This window comes from Kosakonia sp. (assembly GCF_032104925.1).
In the GTDB taxonomy this organism is placed as follows: Bacteria; Pseudomonadota; Gammaproteobacteria; order Enterobacterales; family Enterobacteriaceae; genus Kosakonia.
The window spans coordinates 123,674-143,831 of sequence record NZ_DAMCGF010000010.1; the positions used below are offsets into that span (position 1 = coordinate 123,674).

Here is a 20,158-nt window from a genome sequence, read left to right on the forward strand (position 1 = left end):
TGCCGGGGCCTCAATGCCCCGGCAGGTTAGCCATAATAAATTTTCGCGTTCACATATCCTTTTTTAGTTTGTCCCACTCGCCCTCCACTTTGCTTTTGAACGTGGCCTGTTTGTCCTGTTTACAGGCTTCAATCACGGCGGGCGTCACCGTTTCAATCCCCTGAACATCCACCACCGCTTCTTCAGGTTTGTCCTTGTTATTTAACGCTTCAGCAATGCCGATGGCAGTTGGCTGGAAAGAGGCTTTCAGCGCGAGGAAATCCTCACATGTCCAGCTATTCACGGGCTTACCTTTATCTGCTGCCTGTGTCGCAGCGGAAACCAGCAGCAAGCTGCCAACGATGATGCTAACGGTTGTTTTCATTCACTTCTCCTTATTAATGACTCATATCATTGAAAAAACTGCTATTCCTTAGGGGCTAAATGATGCGATGAACGCGCGCGTGGATGGATAAAGAAATGTCCTTTCGGCGCATTATCAGCGGTGATGGCAACCAGGGTCACAGTGCCTTGTTTACCGCGCTTGTCATGCAGCGCGTAGACCAGAAAGGGGAGGATCAGCACAATCACAAAACAGATAACCAGCAGCGTGATGTACTTCTCGTCGGCGCTTTCGCCGCCAATCGAGGCCGGTGGATAAAAAGAGACGATAAAGGCCAGTAGCGAAACCAAAAAGCCCAGCCCTGCCACCGCGAGCCGGAATCCTTTTACGCCGGGAATATGAAAGGTGCGCTTGAGCTGTGGCTGTTTGCGAATTAACTGCATATAGCCCAGGAACAATAAAAAATAGCTACACAGATAAATCACCACCGTCAGCGTCAGGGCAATCAAAAAGGACATATTGCTCCCGCCCCCCGAATTGGTGAGCACCACCAGCGCAACGGATGTCATCAACAGTTGGCTCACCACCAGCGTCACCGGCACACCGTTTTTATTAACCCGGGCGAATGCCGCAGGCAGTATGCCTCGCTGTGCGGTGACATACATGCCGCGAGACGGGCCAACAATCCATGAGGCGATCTCTGCCAGCACGCCCAGTACCAGTAGCGCCGCGATGACTTTTACGGCCCAGGCGAGTCCGGCACCGTAATGGGTGATTAACACGCTGAAAGTTTGAACGACCCCGGCAGAAAGGTTGATCTCGTTATGTGGGATCACGGCCGCGACAGACAAGCCGCCAATCGAACTGAGGCAAATCGCGGCGATCATCAGCAGTATCATTGCCAGTGGATAGTCACGGCCTGGGTTGTTCATTTCGTTAACATGCGTAGCCGACGCCTCAACTCCCATATAACTCAGAATGAACGCCACAAAGACCACCAGCGTGCCAAGCCGGGTGAAATCCGGGACAAACGTCGACATATCAAAAGTGATTGCCAGCGGCGCGCCGCTGAGAAGGTACGCGATGGCCAGCACCACGAGGATAGCGGCAGGCAGCAGGATGCCGCCGAAGAAGCCCAGTTTGGCGATTTGCGCGGTATATTTCGTGCCGCCAAATTGGGTAAACGCCAGCGCCCAAAGAATGATTAACGCGGCGATTGTTTTCGTCAGCGGGTCACTGTTCAGCGCTGGCCAGTCAAGGATATAAGCCAGCGCGCCCAGCACGAAGTAGAGCATCGGGATAAAACCGATCGCGATTTGCAGATAACCAAACGAAATTGCCGCAAACCCCCAGCGTTCTCCCAGCGTTTTTGATACCCAGGTGAAGATCCCCCCCTCTTCCCAGCCTTCAACCGTGGCCATTTCAGCCGCACACAGGCCAACCGGGATAAACCATAAAATACCGCCCAGTAATAAGAAAAAAACCAGGCTGAAACCCGATGTCGCAAACGTCGGGTATTCATACACCGCCATCACCATGGATGCGGTGATAGCAAAAAAACCAATCATGGATAATGTCTTAGCCGGAACGCTTTTGTTCACCGCCTCCATGGCACTCCTCCTTTCATAACGAGACTTTCCGGGCCTCAGGCGTGATTAAAACCACTGGCTTCCTCAGCACTGAGCGGGCTACTGACCGGATGGCGGGAAAAGTAGTCAAGCGCGCGCTTAATATCGTCCACCAGCAAGCTGGCGAGATCATGGCTTACACCGTGGCGCACCAGCACCCTCTGGATAACCAAATCTTCGCGATGGGCTGGCATTGAATAGGCGGGCACCTGCCAGCCGCGGCTGCGCAGGCGATCTGCAAGGTCATAAAGGGTGTATCCGCCAATGGCGCGCTCGGTACGCAGCGTCCACGCCAGCGCGGGAATGCCTTGCTGACTGTCGCCATCGAACAAGATTTTGAACGGCCCAAGTTTGTCGATTTCCCTCGCCAGATACTGCGCTGTCTGGTAACAGGCGTGATGAATTTTCGTGTAGCCTTCCCGCCCCAGACGCAGGAAATTATAATACTGGGCAATGACCTGCCCGCCAGGTCGTGAAAAGTTGAGGGCGAACGTCGGCATGTTGCCGCCGAGGTAGTTAACGTTAAAAATCAGTTCTTCCGGCAAATCAGCGGCCTCGCGCCATACGACCCAACCGGCACCCAGCGGTGCAAGACCGAATTTGTGGCCAGAGGCATTAATTGATTTCACCCGCGGCAGGCGAAAATCCCACGCAATGTCCGGTGCGCAAAACGGCGCCAGAAACCCGCCGCTGGCACCGTCAACATGGATGGGAATATCAAGACCGGTTTCCTGTTGCAGCTTATCCAGCGCATCATGCACCGCTTTTACCGGCTCATACTGGCACGAGAAGGTGACGCCCATCGTCGGGACAACGCCAATGGTGTTCTCATCAACCCGCTTGATCACCTCTTCGGCGTTCATCACTAACCGCTGGCCTTGCAGGGGAATTTCGCGCAGCTCAACATCAAAATAGCGGGCAAATTTGTGCCAGCAGATTTGCACAGGCCCGCAGATCAGGTTCGGTTTGTCGGTAGGTTTGCCTGCAGCGGCCTGTTTTTTTCGCCAGCGCCATTTCAGCGCCAGCCCGCCGAGCATTGCCGCTTCAGAGGAACCAATCGTCGAGCAACCGAGCGTGTTTTGCGCCTCCGGCGAGTGCCATAAATCGGCCAGCATATGTACGCAGCGAGACTCAATTTCAGCCGTTTGCGGGTATTCGTCTTTATCGATCATGTTCTTGTCGATAGACAAATCCATCAATGTCCGAATTTCATCATCGACCCATGTCTGGCAAAACGTTGCCAGGTTTTGTCGTGAGTTACCGTCAAGCATCAATTCGTCGCGTACTGCTGCAAAGACATTGCGCGGGTCCCGTTCTTTAGCGGGGAACTGGTGTTTTTCCAGGGACGAAGATAATTCCAGGGAGGCATAAATATCATCTATGCCAGGGTATTGCTCATCCATGTGCTCTCTCCTTATGGGTGCAATCGGTAATTCGTTATGCCTGAGAAAGCTATAAACCCTGATTTTTATTTTTTCAAACGAATAGAATTTCCTTATCCAGTAATTAAATGAATGAAAATGGCATGTCATTAGACTGAATTTTAAAGAAAAAAACCATTAACAGGTGAAATGTATATTTATTAATAAGAGCAGCTAACCTGCTGATATTAATAACCACCTTCATTATCTTAATTTATATTTCATGAGAAGAATTCAGATCTTATATGGCCGGGAATTGTTATTTTCCGCCTGACTATATTCTTCTTTCTCTGATATATCTTTTACGTTGCGCATAAAATCCACCGCACAGCAGGGGTTAAAAAATCACAGCTCTTGCAAAACGCCATTGATTTGCTAAACCGTTTTAGTTAATTTTTAGCAATACATTTTGTCAGGAGAAAAGCATGTCAGCCAGAGTCTGGTGTCTGGGCGATGCCGTCGTGGATTTACTGCCGGAAGCACCGGGGCATTTAATGCAGTGTCCCGGCGGCGCACCGGCGAATGTTGCGGTCGGCGTTGCGCGGTTACAGGGAAATAGCGGGTTTATTGGCCGCGTCGGTGACGATCCATTTGGTCGTTTTATGCAACAAACGCTGTCAGCAGAACAGGTCGACACGGCGTTTATGCGCGCTGACCCGGCACAGCGCACCTCCACGGTGGTGGTGGCGCTGGATGATGACGGTGAACGTTCGTTTACCTTTATGGTACGCCCGAGCGCCGACCTGTTTCTTGCCGAAAGCGACCTGCCGGAATTCCAGTGCGGCGAATGGCTACACTGCTGCTCGATTGCGCTGGCGGCAGAACCATCGCGATCCACCACCTTCTCTGCCATGCAGCGGGTGCGCAGCGCGGGCGGCTTTGTCAGCTTCGATCCCAATATCCGCCAGGATCTCTGGTCGGACGCCACGCAGCTTCGCCAGTGCCTGAGCCAGGCGTTAACGCTGGCCGATGTGGTGAAACTGTCTGAAGAGGAGCTGGCGTTTTTTTCCGGTTCCACACAGCTTGAGGCCAGCATGCAAGCCATGGCAAGCCGTTATGCCATTAGCTTATTGCTGGTGACACAAGGAAAAGCGGGCGTCACCGCCTGGCACAGCGGCAAGATTTTCCACTACCCCACTTTACCGGTGGTGAGCATCGATACCACCGGTGCGGGCGACGCCTTTGTCGCCGGGCTGTTGTGGGGGCTCGCGGAGCACGGCCTGCCGGACTGCGAAGCGCAGTTGTCCGCGAGGCTTGCCAGCGCGCAGATCTGCGGCGCGCTGGCGACTACCGCCAAAGGTGCGATGACCGCCCTGCCGTATCACCACCAGCTTCTGGAACAATGCCGCTAATTTAGCGGGCCTGCCGTTTCGTTTTGCGAGCCGTCTCACAATCACTAAACCGGTTTAGCAAATTTCATTGCGTGGAGAAAATGGCCTTGATTATGATTCGAGGCCTAAACCGGTTTAGCAAAATAACTCTGTGATGATGGCTCTTCCTTAGGGATGCAAAAAGATGAAAAAAAGCACGCTCGCCGTAACCCTTGGTTTGATATTAAGCGCCGGGGCCGCTCACGCCGCCGACCCCAGCATGAGCAGCATTGAAGCGCGTCTCGCCGCACTGGAACAGCGCCTGCAAGCCGCAGAACAACGCGCTAACGCCGCCGAAAACCGCGCGCAGGCCGCCGAAAAACAGGCCCAGCAACTGGCTGCCGCCCAGCAAAAAAACCAGACCACCACCGCCCCGGTTGAACAGCGTATCGCCAAACTGGAACAAAAAGCCGCTGACGAAGGCGGGTTTGAGTTCCACGGCTACGCCCGCTCCGGCTTGCTGATGAACAACTCGGCCGCCAAAACGCAGGGTGGCCCAACGGTGACACCTGCCGGAGAAACCGGCGGCCACGTTGGTCGTCTGGGGAATGAGCCGGACACCTATGTTGAGATGAACCTCGAGCATAAACAGACGCTGGCGAACGGTGCGACCACGCGCTTTAAAGTGATGCTCGCCGACGGGCAGAAAACCTATAACGACTGGACGGCGTCCACAAGCGATCTCAACCTGCGGCAGGCATTTACCGAAATCGGCCATCTGCCAAGCTTCAGCGGCGCGTTTAAAGATTCCACCGTCTGGGCCGGTAAACGCTTTGACCGCGACAACTTCGACATTCACTGGATCGACTCCGATGTGGTGTTCCTCGCCGGGACCGGCGCGGGCGTGTACGACATGAAATGGGGCGACAACGCGCGCAGCAACGTCTCGATTTACGGGCGCACTTTCGGTGATATCGAAAACAGCAAAAACACCGCGCAGAACTACATTCTCTCGCTGAATAACTTCTACGGTCCGGTGCAGTTGATGGTGAGCGGGATGCGCGCCAAAGACAACGATGACCGCCTCGATCTCGACGGCAACAAAGTGAAGAGCGATGCGGCGAACACCGGCGTACATGCCCTGCTCGGCCTGCATAACGACAGCTTCTACGGCCTGCGCGAAGGGTCAGCGAAAACAGCGCTGCTGTACGGTCATGGCCTGGGTGCGGAAGTGAAGTCAATCGGTTCAGACGGCGCGCTGCTGCCGGAAGCCAACACCTGGCGTCTTGCCAGCTACGGTATTACGCCGCTCGGCGGCGGCTGGCATATTGCCCCGGCACTGCTGGCGCAGACCAGTAAAGATCGCTATGTCAAAGGCGACAGCTATCAATGGGCAACCGCCAACGTGCGCCTGATTCAGGGCTTTACCGAAAACTTCGAAATGCAGTATGAAGGCAGCTATCAGTACATGGATCTGCGCCCGGAAGGCTACAACAGCCGCAACGCGGTCAGCGGCAACTTCTACAAACTCACCGTCGCCCCAACGCTGAAAGCCAGCGATGTGGGTGAATTCCTTAAACGCCCGGAAATCCGCCTGTTCGCCACCTGGATGGACTGGGATCATCGTCTGGATAAATATGCGAGCTCCGATGCCTTTGGCAGCGACGGCTTCAAGGCCGGCGGTGAATGGAACTTCGGCGTACAAATGGAAACCTGGTTCTGATGAAACGGCTCCTTCGGGAGCCCTTTTTGCCGGTTAGTCCCACAAAAACGATAAAACAGAGGTTTTTATGGATTTTGCACAAATTTCCCTGTCGCTACTGCCGCTGCTGGGAGGCAAGGACAATATTGCCAGCGCCGCGCACTGCGCGACACGCCTGCGCCTGGTGCTGGTGGAAGACGCTAAAGCAGACACTGCCGCGATTGGCAAAGTCGACGGCGTAAAGGGGTGCTTTCGTAACGCTGGTCAGTTGCAGATTATCTTTGGCACAGGCGTAGTGAACAAAGTCTACGCCGCGTTTATTGCCGAAGCCGGGATCAGCGAAACCAGTAAATCGGAAGCGGCAGACATTGCCGCGCGTAAACTGAACCCGTTCCAGCGTATCGCCCGTTTGCTCTCCAACATTTTCGTGCCGATTATTCCGGCGATTGTCGCCTCCGGTCTGCTGATGGGCCTGCTGGGGATGGTGAAAACCTACGGCTGGGTCAACGCTGACAACGCGCTCTATATCATGCTCGACATGTTCAGCTCGGCGGCGTTTATCATTCTGCCGATCCTGATTGGTTTTACTGCCGCGCGCGAATTTGGCGGTAATCCGTACCTTGGCGCAACGCTGGGCGGCATTCTGACCCACCCGGCGCTGACCAACGCCTGGGGCGTGGCGGCTGGCTTCCACACCATGAACTTCTTCGGCATCGAAGTGGCGATGATCGGCTACCAGGGGACCGTCTTCCCGGTGCTGCTGGCGGTGTGGTTTATGAGCCTGCTGGAAAAACAACTGCGCCGGGTGATCCCGGATGCGCTGGATCTGATCCTCACGCCGTTCCTGACGGTGATTATCTCCGGCTTTGTCGCGATGTTGATTATCGGCCCGGCAGGTCGCGCGCTCGGCGACGGCATCTCGTTTGTGCTCAGCACCCTTATCACCCATGCCGGATGGCTGGCCGGTCTGCTGTTCGGCGGCTTGTATTCGGTGATAGTGATCACCGGTGTGCACCACAGCTTCCATGCCATTGAAGCCGGGCTGTTGGGGAATCCATCGATTGGCGTTAACTTCCTGCTGCCGATTTGGGCGATGGCAAACGTGGCGCAGGGCGGAGCGTGCCTGGCGGTATGGTTTAAAACCAAAGACGCGAAGATTAAAGCGATTACCCTGCCCTCGGCGTTCTCTGCTCTGCTCGGCATTACCGAGGCGGCTATTTTCGGTATCAACTTGCGCTTTGTAAAACCGTTTATCGCCGCACTGATTGGCGGCGCGGTTGGCGGCGCGTGGGTGGTGTCGGTGCATGTCTATATGACGGCGGTTGGCCTGACCGGCCTACCAGGGATGGCGATTGTGCAGGCCAGCTCGCTGCTGAATTATATTATCGGCATGGCTATCGCCTTTAGCGTCGCCTTTGTTATCTCTTACCTGCTGAAATACAAAACGGACTCTGAATAATGGCTTCACAACCGCTGCTACCCGCCATTTTACAGGCGGTGATGAAAGGTCTACCGAAGGCGCTGAATGACAGCCACTACCCCGGCTGGCACCTGGCGCCGGCCACCGGGCTACTCAACGATCCGAACGGGTTTATCCACTTTGCCGGGCGCTACCACCTGTTCTACCAGTGGAATGCGCTGGGCTGCCAGCACCAGCACAAGTGCTGGGGGCACTGGAGTTCAGAGGACTTAGTGCACTGGCAGCATGAACCTGTCGCGTTGATGCCTGATGAAGAGTACGACCGCAGCGGTTGTTATTCCGGCAGCGCCGTTGATAACAATGGCGTCCTGACGCTTTGTTATACCGGCAATGTGAAATTTGATGATGGCACGCGCACCGCGTGGCAATGCCTGGCGGTGCAAAACAGCGCGGGCGGCTTCGACAAGCTCGGCCCGGCCATCCCCCTGCCGCACGGCTACACCGGCCACGTTCGCGACCCGAAAGTGTGGCGCCACGGCGACTATTGGTACATGGTGCTGGGCGCGCAGGACCTGCAATTGCAGGGCAAAGTTTTACTCCTGCGTTCCGAAAACCTGTGGAACTGGCAAAACCTTGGCGAAATCGCCGGTAGCGGGATGGGTGGACTGGGTGACGCGGGCTATATGTGGGAGTGCCCGGACATGTTCACCCTTAACGGCAGTACGTTTTTAATCTGCTGTCCGCAGGGGATCGCGCGGGAAGAGAAGCGTTATCTCAACACTTACCCAAGCGCTTACTTAAGCGGTCAACTCGACTACGCCAGTGCAAGCTACCAGCACGGCGACTTTCACGAACTGGACGCCGGGTTTGAGTTTTATGCTCCGCAAACCACGCTCAGCGCCGACGGGCGCCGCCTGCTGGTAGGCTGGATGGGCGTGCCGGACGGCGAAGAGATGCGCCAGCCGACCGTTGCCAACGGTTGGATCCACCAGATGACCTGCCTGCGAGAGCTGTCCTCGCGCAACGGAAAACTCTATCAGCAACCGGTCAGGGAGTTGCAGGCACTGCGTGGTGATCAGCAACATTATCGCGGCACAGCGCACAAGATGCCCGCGCTGGATGCGCAGCGCCTGGAACTGGTGCTGGAAAGTGCGGGCGGCATAACGCTGGATTTCGCCGATACGCTGCGCCTCGAATGGCGGCACGATGAACTGCGTCTTTTACGTCGCAGTCTGGAGAACGGCGCGTGGCAGCACCGTTACTGGAACGGTTGCGCGCATAAGTTGCAGATCCTTTGTGACCACTCCAGCGTCGAAATCTTTATCAACGATGGCGAAGGGGTGATGAGCAGCCGCTACTTCCCGGCCCATCCGGCGCAAATAACCCTGACGGGAGACGCAGAAGTGCAGGCCAGCTACTGGTCGTTACGTGCTTGCATGGTAGAATAAGTGCTTGTTTCCTTAACCGATGCACAACCGTGAGAAAAACAAAACGCGTTACCATCAGTGATATCGCCGCGCTGGCGGGGGTCTCAAAAGCCACTGCCAGCCTGGTGCTTAACGGCCGTGGTAAAGAGCTGCGCGTGGCGCAGGAGACGCGCGATCGCGTGCAGGCTATCGCCCAGCAGCATCATTACCAGCCCAGCATTCACGCCCGCCTGCTGCGTGAAAACCGCAGCCACACGCTGGGGCTGGTGGTGCCGGAAATCACCAACTACGGTTTCGCTGTTTTTTCTCACGAGCTGGAAAATCTCTGCCGCGAAGCCGGTTTGCAGCTACTTATCTCCTGTACCGATGAAAACGCCAGTCAGGAAACGGTGGTGGTCAACAACCTGGTTGCGCGCCAGGTCGACGGGCTGATTGTCGCCTCCAGCATGCAAAACGACGCCGACTATGTGAAGCTCAGCGAGCAGTTGCCGGTGGTGCTGTTTGACCGCCATATCAATGACACACAGTTGCCGTTGGTGATCACCGATTCGCTGACGCCGACCGCCGAACTGGTCGAACGGCTGGCGCGCGCCAACCCGGATGAAGTCTACTTTCTTGGCGGGCAACCGCGCCTGTCGCCCACCAAAGACCGCCTTGCCGGATTTATGCAAGGGCTGGAGCGCGCCGGTGTGACTCCGCGCCCGGAGTGGATTATTCACGGTAATTACCATCCGAGCAGCGGTTACGAAATGTTCTCGGCCCTGTGCGCGAAACTGGGCCGCCCGCCAAAAGCGCTGTTCACCGCCGCCTGCGGCCTGCTGGAAGGGGTGCTGCGTTATATGAGCCAGCACCATATGCTGGAGAGCGATATTCATATCGCCAGCTTCGACGATCACTATTTATATGATTCGCTGACGCTACCGATTGATACGGTGGAGCAGAATGTCCCGCGCCTCGCGCAGGACTGCTTTGATATCATCACCCAGATGATAGAAGGCAATGAACCGGCTTCACCACAGCGCGTGCTGCCCGCAACGCTGCGCTTTCGCCACTCCACGTCATAAGACTATATTCCGCCTGCGCCCCTCTCCTGTTTGCTCTGTTTTTAAGCATGCAGCCCTGCTGGCGGCTTAACACAAACAGGCGAGGAGCATGAGCACATCACTCTTCAGCCTCCCGTCACTGGCGGTTATCGACAACCGGAGCCTGATACCGATTTCTCCCTTTTACTTGCTGCCTTTCAGGCGGAGAGTGTATCGCTGCATTTCTGGCCTGACCGGCACACTACCGGTTAAACGGCACGCCCTTTAATGGCTGCTGCAATTCGCCAGGAGCTTGTAACGAACCACAACTGTTGGACTGCGGGGCGTTTTCCATCACGCCGCGTACAAATTTCAGTTCGTCATCGAAAGCGACGTTAACCACACCGTTATGCGTAATGCCGGGGTAGGTCTTCCACTCCACCGCATTGCCACCCGCGCAGAGCGCAGCGATAGCGGCGTACTGGTGATGCGGTGACAACGTATGATCGGCAAGCCCGGTTGCGGTAAACAGCGGCGCAGGAAAGGTTTTCACCGGCATATCCGTTACCGCAAGCAAGGTTGACTCCACCTGTTTTGTGCCACCGATAAACACCGTGTCACCAGTCAGTTTTTCGTGGCGCTCATAGCGCCCCAGTTCCGGCATACAGGATGTTCTGGCGAGCGCCAGCATCTTCGCGCCTTGATCTGTCACCCATTTTTCCGCTGGCGGTGCGCCGTCCGGCAGCGAACCACCAATGATGCGCAGCAGCGTAAAACGGGCAGGATCGCGCTGCTCTGGCCGCGCAGATCCCGGTTTGATCGGGCCATCCGGAAAAGTGGCGACCACACCGGTAGCAATGGTCGCGCGAAGCTGGAGTTCCGGCGCGTAATCCGGCGCGAGCAGGCTGGCGCCAAGCGATGCGCCGGAGCCTTGCGACTGACCGCTGATCACCAGATTATTTGCCAGTTGCGGCGTGCTGCTGAGCACAGCGCGCACGCTGTCCAGCACCGAACGCCCTTCTGCTTCCCAGTTCATATATGGGTGCGGGCCTGGCCCGCCAAGGCCCTGGTAATCGGTGGCGACGACAGCAAAACCGTGCTTCAGCCACTGATTGATATAGTGCGCATCCCGCGGGGTCGGGTTAGTCCAGGAAGGCGCACAGCTATCGGCAACGCCCAGCGTACCGTGCGCCCAGGCGACAAGCGGCCAGCCGCCTTTTGGCGCGTGCCCTTTCGGCAACCACAGCGTACCGCTGACCGGCACGATGCCAGCGTTCCAGCGTTTATCCTGCGAGGTATAAAGAATGCGCGTGATCTCGCTGGCATCAGTAATGTCAGGCTGACCGGGAATCGGCTCTTCACGCAGCATCACGCCGGGTTTATCGGGTAACGCGCCATCCCAGATATAAAACGGCGAAAGCGTTTGATCACCTGCCGCAGGCCCAACCGGCAGCGCGTTGCTCCAGGCGTTCGCGCCGTTGACCCACATGGTAAGGGCGCAAATCGCACAGTTGAGATAGCGGCAAACTTTCACGTTTTTCTCCATAGATAGCGGGATGTTAGCCGTCAGTAAACGGAGTTGGCGGCCAGAATTCAAACCGAAAGTGTGAGTAATTTATTCATACAGGTTGCTTTCTTCACGCCACTTATTTTAGAGTTACCTAAATTTAGACAATGCTAAAATAAAATGACCAGTCCGGATATCACCTTACTGCAAGCGCAGGCAGAGAAAGCGTCTGCCCTGCTGAAAGCGATGAGTAACCCGCATCGTTTACTGATCCTCTGCATGTTGTGTGACGCACCCGGCACATCCGCCGGGGAGCTAAGCGCGATTACAGGCCTTAGCCCTTCCGCCACGTCGCAGCATCTGACACGGATGAAAGAGGAAGGGTTGATCGAAAGCCAGCGCCAGGCGCAGCGGGTGAACTACTTCATTAAAGCGCCTGCGATCCGCACGCTGGTTCATACGCTGAAAACCATTTATTGCCCGGAGATATAACCATGCAGTACACCCTCGTCAGCCCACAAGAAGCCAGTGCGCAGCAGAAAAACGGCGCGCTGATTGTTGATATTCGCCAGGCGGATGAATTTCGTCGTGAACATTTGCCGGACGCGGTTTCCCTGCCGCTGGACGACGTGCTTGCCGGGCAAACTGTTACGCCAGGTTCGCCGGACCAAACGGTTATTTTCCATTGTCAGTCCGGTATGCGCACGCAACAAAACGCCGACGCATTAGTACGCGCCGCAGCGCCAGCTAAGGTGATGATCCTCGACGGTGGGCTCAATAACTGGAAGCGCGAAAAGCTGCCAACGATGCAGGATAAACGTCAGCCGCGCCCGCTGATGCAGCAGGTGCAGATTGTGGCAGGCAGCCTGATCCTGCTCGGTGTGGTGCTTGGTTTTACGCTTCACCCTAATTTCTTCCTGCTGTCGGGTTTTGTCGGCGCGGGTTTGCTGTTTGCGGGTCTGAGCGGCTGGTGTGGCATGGCGCTGCTGCTGGCGAAAATGCCGTGGAACCGCAGTTAAGCAGGTTTGCGCTGCCAGAAGTGGGTAATTGCCCGCACAGAAAAGTCGCCCGATAATGGCGCTTTCAAACGGAGAGTCATTGATGGACAAAAAACAGAGTGAGATGAGTAAGTTTTTAAGCTACGTCTTACGCCATGAACCTCAGGCGATTGGGTTGACGCTGGATGCAGAAGGCTGGGCCAATATTGATGCGCTGATCGCCGGCGCAGCACTGCAAGGTTATGCGTTTACCCACGAGCTGATCCGCCAGATTGTCGAGACCAGCGATAAAAAGCGCTTCACCTTATCTGCCGATGGTGTATCAATCCGCGCCGCGCAGGGGCATTCCACCGCGCAGGTCAATATTTCCTATCAACCGAAAGTGCCGCCAGAAACGCTTTATCACGGCACGGCTACCCGTTTCCTTGACGACATTCTGACGCAGGGGCTTGAAGCAAAATCGCGCCAGTATGTGCATTTATCCGCCGATGAAGTCACAGCAACGGCAGTTGGCCAGCGCCATGGGGAACCGGTGGTGCTGCGAGTTAACGCAGGCGAGATGCAGACGCAGGGCTTTGTTTTCTATCAAGCTGATAACGGCGTGTGGCTCACCGAATCAGTACCGCCTTCATTTATTGCGCAGTAAAAATCCCCGCACCTGCCGATTATCCTCTGGGTCAAATGAGTGATATATTTCAGGGCCTAACCCCAAGGAGACGTCATGGCGGAATTTGATTCACTTGCGCAGGATCTGCTGGCGCAGGCAGATACTGACCAGCAGCGACAGCAGGAACGGGACCGGGTACTACTGGATCAGGTGCTGGAAATCTACGGCCAGAAATATGTGGCGGAGCAGTTAAAAAAAGCGGGTAAAGCCGAGTGGAGCCGCGAATCGCTCAACCGCTGGATCAACGGCAAAGGCAATCCGAGAACGTTCACCGCCGCCGAAGAAGCGCAGCTTCGCAGCTTGCTGCCCTCCCCGCCCGCCCATCACCCGAACTATCGTTTTCGCTTTATCGATCTCTTTGCCGGTATCGGCGGTATTCGCAGCGGGTTTGAAGCCATTGGCGGGCAGTGCGTGTTTACCAGTGAATGGAATAAAAACGCGGTGCGCACCTATAAAGCCAACTGGTACAACGATCACGCCACGCATACCTTCAATCAGGATATTCGCGAAGTGACGCTGAGCGGCAACCCGAACGTTTCCGAAGCCGACGCCTATGCGCATATCGCCGCAACGATCCCTGACCACGATGTTCTGCTCGCCGGATTTCCCTGCCAGCCCTTTAGCCTCGCGGGCGTGAGTAAAAAGAACGCCATGGGTCGCGCGCACGGGTTTGAGTGCGAAGCGCAGGGCACGCTGTTTTTCGATGTGGCGCGCATTATCAAAGCCCGTCGCCCGGCGATCTTCGTGCTGGAAAACGTTAAAAATTTAAAGAGCCACGACAAAGGCAAAACCTTCAGCGTGATCATGAATACGCTGGATGAGCTGGGCTATGACGTCGCTGACGCCGCGCTAAACGGCAAAGATGACCCGAAAATCATCGATGGCAAACACTTTTTACCTCAGCACCGCGAGCGCATTGTGCTGGTGGGTTTTCGCCGCGATTTAGATCTCGCCGACGGCTTTACCCTGCGCGATATTGACCGTTTTTATCCGACAAAGCGGCCCGCGTTCGGTGAGTTACTGGAGCCAACCGTCGACAGCAAATATGTGTTGTCGCATAAGCTGTGGGATTACCTCTATCGCTACGCGAAAAAACACGCCGCGAAAGGCAATGGTTTTGGTTTCGGGCTGGTTGATCCAACCCGCGCGGATAGCGTGGCACGCACGCTTTCGGCGCGTTATCACAAAGATGGTTCAGAAATTCTTATCGATCGCGGCTGGGATAAAGCGCTCGGCGAGGCCGATTTTGCCAACGCGGAAAACCAGGCGCGTCGCCCGCGACGCCTGACGCCGCATGAGTGCGCGCGTTTGATGGGGTTTGAAAAAGTGGGCGAAAAACCGTTTCGCATTCCGGTTTCCGATACCCAAGCTTATCGCCAGTTTGGCAACTCGGTTGTCGTTCCCGTGTTTGCCGCCGTGGCAAAACTACTGGAACCCCGTATTGCTCTCGCCGTAAAACGCCGCAAAAAAATCTAAAACATGTTCCCGGCGCGCAAGGCGCCGGCACTTATTTAAGTCTTATTTAAGTGTTTAAAAAGTGATCATAAAGTTAATGCTGGCCAGGTCGATATTAGTGGTGCAATCCCGACTCTCTCACGGACTATGGCCATGCTTAAAAATATACGGGTTATTACAGGCATCATTATTGCTCTTTCAGTATTTTGTCTTCTTCAACTGGTTACTGGGGGTCTTTTCTACTCTGCGGTCAATAACGACAGGGTCAACTTTCAGAACACTGGCGTTCTGAATGCGCAGCAAGAAAATCTTGGCGACAGCGTAAACACGCTTATCAAAACACGCGTTACCGTTACCCGCGTGGCAATCCGCTTTTTGAAAAACCAGCGCGATCCGGCGTCGCTGGCCAGCATTGAAAAACTGCTCACTACGGCGGCTGATTCTCTGGGTAAGTCCGAAGGCTATTTTAACAACTATAAAAGCACACCGCGCGTTGCCGGTCAGGACGCTGCATTAGCCGACGAAGTGGCGCAGAACATCACCAAAATGCACGATGTGTTGCAGCAGTCGATCGCTTTCCTGCGCGCCAATAACTATGAAGCCTATGGCAACCTCGACGCGCAGCAAGCGCAGGATGATATGGATGCCAGCTACGCCAAATGGCGAGCGGAAAACAACACCTTCCTGCAAGCCGCCGCCCAACAAAACCAGAGCAGTTTTACCAGCATGCAGTGGACGCTGGGCGTGATTTTGTTGGTGGTAATTGCGGTGATGACCGTTATCTGGCTCGGTTTGCAGCACTTGCTTCTGCGCCCGCTGCACAGCGTGATGGGGCATATTCGCGCTATCGCCGGGGGCGATTTGACAATGAGCATTTCGGCCGAAGGGCGCAACGAAATGAGCCAGCTCGCCGCCGGCTTACATGAAATGCAAACATCGCTGGTGAAAACCGTCAGCGCGGTGCGTAACAGCTCGGATTCGATTTACACCGGCGCCAGCGAAATCTCCACCGGCAACAACGATCTCTCGTCGCGTACCGAGCAACAAGCCGCCTCGCTGGAAGAGACCGCCGCCAGCATGGAACAGTTAACGGCCACGGTGAAACAGAACACCGATAACGCCCGTCAGGCATCGCATCTGGCGAAAAATGCCTCCGATACCGCCGCGCGCGGTGGCGAAGTGGTGAATAACGTGGTGCGCACGATGAGCGAAATTTCCGACAGCTCGCAGCAAATCGCCCATATCACCAGCGTGATTGACGGCATCGCCTTCCAGACCAATATTCTCGCGCTCAACGCTGCGGTAGAAGCGGCGCGTGCCGGTGAACAGGGCCGTGGTTTTGCGGTGGTGGCAGGCGAAGTCCGTACGCTGGCCAGCCGCAGTGCGCAGGCGGCTAAAGAGATCAAAACCCTGATCGATAACTCGGTGAACCGGGTGAACTCGGGTACCACGCAGGTTGCTGAAGCGGGCGATACGATGAAAGAGATCGTCAACGCTGTTACGCGTGTGACCGATATCATGGGCGAAATCGCCTCCGCCTCGGAAGAACAGAGCAAGGGAATTGAGCAAGTGAGCCTCGCGGTATCGCAGATGGACAGCGTAACTCAGCAGAACGCCGCGCTGGTACAGGAATCTGCTGCCGCTTCCGCCGCGCTGGAGCAGCAAGCCGAGCAGTTGCGTCAGGCGGTTGCCGTGTTCCGTGTTAACGGACACAACCCACTCCTGAGTGCAAAACCGGGCAAACCACAAGCCACGCCGCTGCGCCCGGTCGCTACCGCATCGCCTTCAAGTAGTGACAACAACTGGGAAACGTTCTGACACCCGCAAAAAGCCAGCGCGATATGCTTCGCGCTGGCTTTTCTTCCTTTCACGATGATGTTCTTAAGCCGGATGGCGCTGCAACGCGGTAGTGGTTACTGGCTACTGCTTGCCCGCCTCTTGTGCTGCATCGCTCTGTTTTGCGGTCTGCAAAAAGACTGCAAACTGCTGCCATTGCTGCTGTAGCGCGCTGATGTGGTTTTTCTCGATATCACGCATAAACGGCAGCGTTCCGCTACTGTCCACTGACTGATTAAACTGTGTAAACCAGCTATCGCTGTCAGTACCGCTGGCGGTGATACTCAGCATTTGATTGCGTACCGTCTGGGAGGCATGAGTGCCCGCACTCAGTTGATCAATCGCCTGCTGATGTTGCCTGGCTTGTGTTGTATTGCCCAGGCTTTGCGCCAGATTCGACGCCTGCGTCAGCACCACGCGGTTAATCTGATCGGCCTGATCGGCTTTATCAGCAATAAAACCAGCGACAAACGCGCTGGCCTGTTGCTGATAATCAGCAGAGATGTACTTTGACACCACCTCATTCAGCTTCGCCTGGGTCATCGACAGATCCATCGCGCTGGTAGTGTAATCACCGCTCGTTTGCGGTGAGACCAGCGCCTGATGCAGCGCGGCGGCCATGTCATCAGGGTTAACGGTTGAGTGCTGGAAAAAGTCGATAAATTTCACCGCGTCGCCCGCGCTTTGCGGATCGGAATAGAATTCGCTGGCGAGGCTTGGCCCACGGGCATAAGTGGCCATGTTGGCATTGCGAACCACCGCCATTGCCTGAGCCCTCTTTTCCGCTTCTTCTTTGGTTGGCGGCGTGTGCCCTTCCATGCCCTTCGCCAACGCTTCTGCTGAAATGTTGACGGAAATCGAGCGCTCCGTGACGATCTCTTTTCCGGCAAACGTGATGGTTTTTGACTGACGTACTTCGGGCAACGTCTGTAACGCGACAGCCGAACCGACATCCTGAATGCTCATATCTTCTCCATAGAATTAACGTTCATCAGTCGGTTATCGTCTGCCTCGTATCGCTTCTTTACTTTTTTGCGCAAAATTCACGCAAAACCACCATAAATTGGGGTGTTATCAGGTGAGTTTTAATAATGGGCGGAGACCCGCCCGACAGGGGTTAATCGCGGGTTTGCACCCAAAACGCGTGGATAAGGCCAGGGAAATAGCCCAGCAGTGTAAGCAGGATGTTAATGATAAATGCCCATCCAAAGCCTTTGCCAAGCAGCACGCCCAGCGGCGGCAGAATAATGGTAAATACAACTCGCCAGAAACCCATATAAACCTCCTGTGCAACATCATTCCAGCTGATTGAAAAAAAAGACAATCCCTTAAAGATTAGCCACTTTGACTGTACCTGCCACTTTCACTGGCCGTGTTTACCCTCTTTTACGCTGTACCCTGGCAGACGTTCAGGCTATGTTTATCTTCACAAACTCATTACAAAAGGAGCAAAGCATGTTTTCTGTCGGCGATATTGTGCAGCCACGCATTGGCGGGCCAAAATTGAAAATTCTGGAAGTCCATCAGGATCAGATTGTCGCGGTTCCGGCCCACGACGAGCAGGCAGCAAAAATCACGCTGAAAGCGGAAGATGTCTCTTTGTATAAAGAAGACGGTGATTTTGGCGTCTGCTGATCGGCGGCGGTGGGCGTTCACCCACCGCTTAAAACTTCATTTCCATTCAAAAAAACCGCATAAACAAGCACCCTCATTTTCAGCACTAAACACTGCCATTCACGCTTAGTTAGCATAAAAAATGCTGCCTAATGTTTTATTTTCTTCCGCAAAGCATAGCGCTCTGAAACCCGCCCATTTTGTCACCAGCCGCTCAGTGCGCCACATCACACAAAACATGCAAGCACTTGATAAATAAAACATTTCATAACCAACCCAACAAAAATAATGAAATGCGTAAAATTCACGCAAACACAGAGCACTTTATCCAATAAAGAAAAGAAAATAAAAATTTATAGCTAGTTGTGAGTTTCAATGCAGACAGATAATCTACACACACCAAACCAGCCGTTTCAAAACGCTAACACGACCGTTCATTAGCCTGTTTATTGATTATCAAGGAGCACCACCATGTTCTCTTCGCAGTCTCGCCTGCGTCACGCCGCTGCGGACACCTTTGCTATGGTTGTCTACTGTTCGGTAGTGAACATGTTGATTGAAATATTTCTCTCCGGAATGAGCTTTGAACAGTCACTTTCATCGCGGCTGGTGGCTATCCCGGTGAACATTATTATCGCCTGGCCTTATGGCATGTATCGCGATGCATTTATGCGTTACGCCCGCCGTATTAGCCCGTCTGGCTGGATGAAAAATCTCGCCGATGTGCTGGCTTATGTGACCTTCCAGTCACCGGTGTATGTCGCTATTTTGTGGGGAGTCGGTGCCGACTGGCACCAGATTGTCGCCGCAGTCAGCTCCAATATTGTGCTGTCGATGATGATGGGCGCAGTGTACGGTTACTTCCTTGATTATTGCCGCCGCCTGTTCCGGGTGAGCAACTACCATCAGGCCAAGGCCTGATGGCGGGCGGCAGGCTTCGGTCTGTCGCCTTTTAATGCGCTTCGCCAAATAACCCCGTAATAAACTTTTCCAGCGCCACGCGCGAGCTAAAGCCGTGCGGAATGCCGTAATGCTCCTGCGCATCGCCGCCGAAATAGAGCGGGAAATTCTGATAGTGATCGCACAGTTTGATGTCCGAGGCGGGTTCCGCAAGCGACGAACTGCGTTCTTTCAACGTGGGGTGGATCACCAGCGCCGTGCGTCCCATACGCGCTTCGCGGTTAACATACACATAATTTTCGCCACGGCGATAACCATAGGTTTTCGGCGTGGCCACATCCATGGTAAATCCCACTTTTTCCAGCACGCGCGCCACTTCATCGGGTCTTAAATACATAGATTTTCCTCGTCATCTTTCCAAAGCCTCGCCACCTTACATGACTGAGCATGGACCGTGACTCAGAAAATTCCACAAACGAACCTGAAAGGCGTGATTGCCGTCTGGCCTTGAAAATTATGGTCTAAACTAAAATTCACATCGAAAACGAGGGAGGATCCTATGTTTAACAGACCGAATCGCCGTGACGTAGATGAAGGTGTTGAGGATATTAACCACGATGTTAACCAGCTCGCTGACAGCCTCGAAGCCGTGCTGAAATCCTGGGGCAGCGACGCGAAAGACGAAGCGGAAAGCGCGCGCCGTAAAGCACAGGCCCTGCTGAAAGAGACCCGCGCACGCATGCATGGCCGCAGCCGTGTGCAACAAGCGGCGAGAGACGCCGTGGGTTGTGCCGATACGTTTGTGAAAGACAAACCCTGGTGCAGCGTTGGCGCTGCCGCCGCGGTCGGTATTTTTCTTGGCGCGCTGCTGAGCTTGCGCCGCTAACAGATTTCCACCCTGCTGACCCCTGCTGGTTTCAACGCCCGCA

General features: G+C 55.0%; 20 protein-coding genes. 13 read left to right on the plus strand and 7 right to left on the minus strand.

Annotated elements, in window-relative coordinates; translation table 11 throughout:
• Positions 1–49: 49 nt before the first annotated feature.
• From hdeA to RT644_RS18565, 3 genes are read right to left on the minus strand one after another with little or no spacing between them, the layout of a single operon-like run.
• Positions 50–364: an acid-activated periplasmic chaperone HdeA gene (gene hdeA, locus RT644_RS18555; protein ID WP_020454885.1), complete on the minus strand. Its 315-nt coding sequence runs from the start codon at positions 362–364 to the stop codon at positions 50–52.
• Between the two features lie 41 nt (positions 365–405).
• Entirely contained in the window at positions 406–1,932 is a 1,527-nt protein-coding gene (gene gadC / locus RT644_RS18560) for a glutamate:gamma-aminobutyrate antiporter (protein ID WP_313627517.1), read from the minus strand.
• Between the two features lie 35 nt (positions 1,933–1,967).
• Positions 1,968–3,353: a glutamate decarboxylase gene (locus RT644_RS18565; protein WP_313627519.1), complete on the minus strand. Its 1,386-nt coding sequence runs from the start codon at positions 3,351–3,353 to the stop codon at positions 1,968–1,970.
• A gap of 443 nt (positions 3,354–3,796) precedes the next feature.
• Here RT644_RS18565 and RT644_RS18570 point away from each other — a divergent pair, with 443 nt between their 5' ends.
• The 5 genes from RT644_RS18570 (at position 3,797) to RT644_RS18590 (ending at position 10,294) form a co-directional block, all read left to right on the plus strand.
• Positions 3,797–4,723 (plus strand): aminoimidazole riboside kinase, encoded by a 927-nt coding sequence (locus tag RT644_RS18570; RefSeq protein WP_160268973.1) that lies wholly within the window; start codon positions 3,797–3,799, stop codon positions 4,721–4,723.
• 163 nt (positions 4,724–4,886) lie between these two features.
• On the plus strand, positions 4,887–6,404 hold the full coding sequence (locus RT644_RS18575) for a carbohydrate porin (RefSeq protein WP_313627522.1): 1,518 nt from the start codon (positions 4,887–4,889) through the stop codon (positions 6,402–6,404).
• Between the two features lie 67 nt (positions 6,405–6,471).
• Positions 6,472–7,842: a sucrose-specific PTS transporter subunit IIBC gene (locus tag RT644_RS18580; protein ID WP_313627524.1), complete on the plus strand. Its 1,371-nt coding sequence runs from the start codon at positions 6,472–6,474 to the stop codon at positions 7,840–7,842.
• Complete coding sequence (locus RT644_RS18585; RefSeq protein WP_313627525.1) at positions 7,842–9,251, plus strand: sucrose-6-phosphate hydrolase; 1,410 nt, start codon at positions 7,842–7,844, stop codon at positions 9,249–9,251. The genes RT644_RS18580 and RT644_RS18585 overlap by 1 nt, the downstream gene beginning before the upstream one ends.
• A gap of 29 nt (positions 9,252–9,280) precedes the next feature.
• Positions 9,281–10,294, plus strand: a complete 1,014-nt coding sequence (locus tag RT644_RS18590; RefSeq protein ID WP_020454892.1) for a substrate-binding domain-containing protein — start codon at positions 9,281–9,283, stop codon at positions 10,292–10,294.
• A 220-nt stretch (positions 10,295–10,514) separates the two neighbouring features.
• On the opposite strand, the gene RT644_RS18595 is transcribed toward RT644_RS18590, so the two are convergent.
• On the minus strand, positions 10,515–11,786 hold the full coding sequence (locus tag RT644_RS18595) for a lipase family protein (protein ID WP_313627527.1): 1,272 nt from the start codon (positions 11,784–11,786) through the stop codon (positions 10,515–10,517).
• 153 nt (positions 11,787–11,939) lie between these two features.
• Here RT644_RS18595 and RT644_RS18600 point away from each other — a divergent pair, with 153 nt between their 5' ends.
• The 5 genes from RT644_RS18600 (at position 11,940) to tcp (ending at position 16,697) form a co-directional block, all read left to right on the plus strand.
• A complete protein-coding gene (locus RT644_RS18600; protein WP_097407977.1) occupies positions 11,940–12,251 on the plus strand; it encodes an ArsR/SmtB family transcription factor in 312 nt (103 codons plus the stop codon).
• A gap of 2 nt (positions 12,252–12,253) precedes the next feature.
• Positions 12,254–12,778, plus strand: coding sequence for a rhodanese family protein (locus tag RT644_RS18605; RefSeq protein WP_313627529.1), 525 nt, complete (start codon positions 12,254–12,256; stop codon positions 12,776–12,778).
• Between the two features lie 82 nt (positions 12,779–12,860).
• Positions 12,861–13,403 carry an RNA 2'-phosphotransferase gene (locus RT644_RS18610; RefSeq protein ID WP_313627531.1) on the plus strand — a complete coding sequence of 181 codons (543 nt, stop codon included), beginning with the start codon at positions 12,861–12,863 and terminating at the stop codon, positions 13,401–13,403.
• A gap of 75 nt (positions 13,404–13,478) precedes the next feature.
• Positions 13,479–14,900, plus strand: coding sequence for a DNA cytosine methyltransferase (locus RT644_RS18615; RefSeq protein WP_020454897.1), 1,422 nt, complete (start codon positions 13,479–13,481; stop codon positions 14,898–14,900).
• A gap of 132 nt (positions 14,901–15,032) precedes the next feature.
• Entirely contained in the window at positions 15,033–16,697 is a 1,665-nt protein-coding gene (tcp, locus tag RT644_RS18620) for a methyl-accepting chemotaxis citrate transducer (RefSeq protein ID WP_269231903.1), read from the plus strand.
• A gap of 102 nt (positions 16,698–16,799) precedes the next feature.
• Here the strand turns inward: tcp and RT644_RS18625 are convergent, their stop codons facing one another.
• Positions 16,800–17,681, minus strand: a complete 882-nt coding sequence (locus RT644_RS18625; protein ID WP_313627534.1) for a hypothetical protein — start codon at positions 17,679–17,681, stop codon at positions 16,800–16,802.
• Between the two features lie 151 nt (positions 17,682–17,832).
• Positions 17,833–17,991, minus strand: a complete 159-nt coding sequence (locus RT644_RS18630) for a YqaE/Pmp3 family membrane protein (RefSeq protein ID WP_313627535.1) — start codon at positions 17,989–17,991, stop codon at positions 17,833–17,835.
• Positions 17,992–18,170: 179 nt separating this feature from the next.
• On the opposite strand from RT644_RS18630, the gene RT644_RS18635 reads away from it, so the two are divergent.
• Positions 18,171–18,350: a hypothetical protein gene (locus RT644_RS18635; RefSeq protein ID WP_313627537.1), complete on the plus strand. Its 180-nt coding sequence runs from the start codon at positions 18,171–18,173 to the stop codon at positions 18,348–18,350.
• A gap of 450 nt (positions 18,351–18,800) precedes the next feature.
• Entirely contained in the window at positions 18,801–19,250 is a 450-nt protein-coding gene (gene alaE / locus RT644_RS18640; protein ID WP_017459339.1) for an L-alanine exporter AlaE, read from the plus strand.
• Between the two features lie 31 nt (positions 19,251–19,281).
• On the opposite strand, the gene RT644_RS18645 is transcribed toward alaE, so the two are convergent.
• Positions 19,282–19,626 (minus strand): DUF2002 family protein, encoded by a 345-nt coding sequence (locus RT644_RS18645; protein ID WP_017459338.1) that lies wholly within the window; start codon positions 19,624–19,626, stop codon positions 19,282–19,284.
• A 162-nt stretch (positions 19,627–19,788) separates the two neighbouring features.
• On the opposite strand from RT644_RS18645, the gene RT644_RS18650 reads away from it, so the two are divergent.
• Complete coding sequence (locus RT644_RS18650) at positions 19,789–20,115, plus strand: DUF883 domain-containing protein (RefSeq protein WP_017459337.1); 327 nt, start codon at positions 19,789–19,791, stop codon at positions 20,113–20,115.
• The last annotated feature ends 43 nt before the right edge of the window (positions 20,116–20,158 follow it).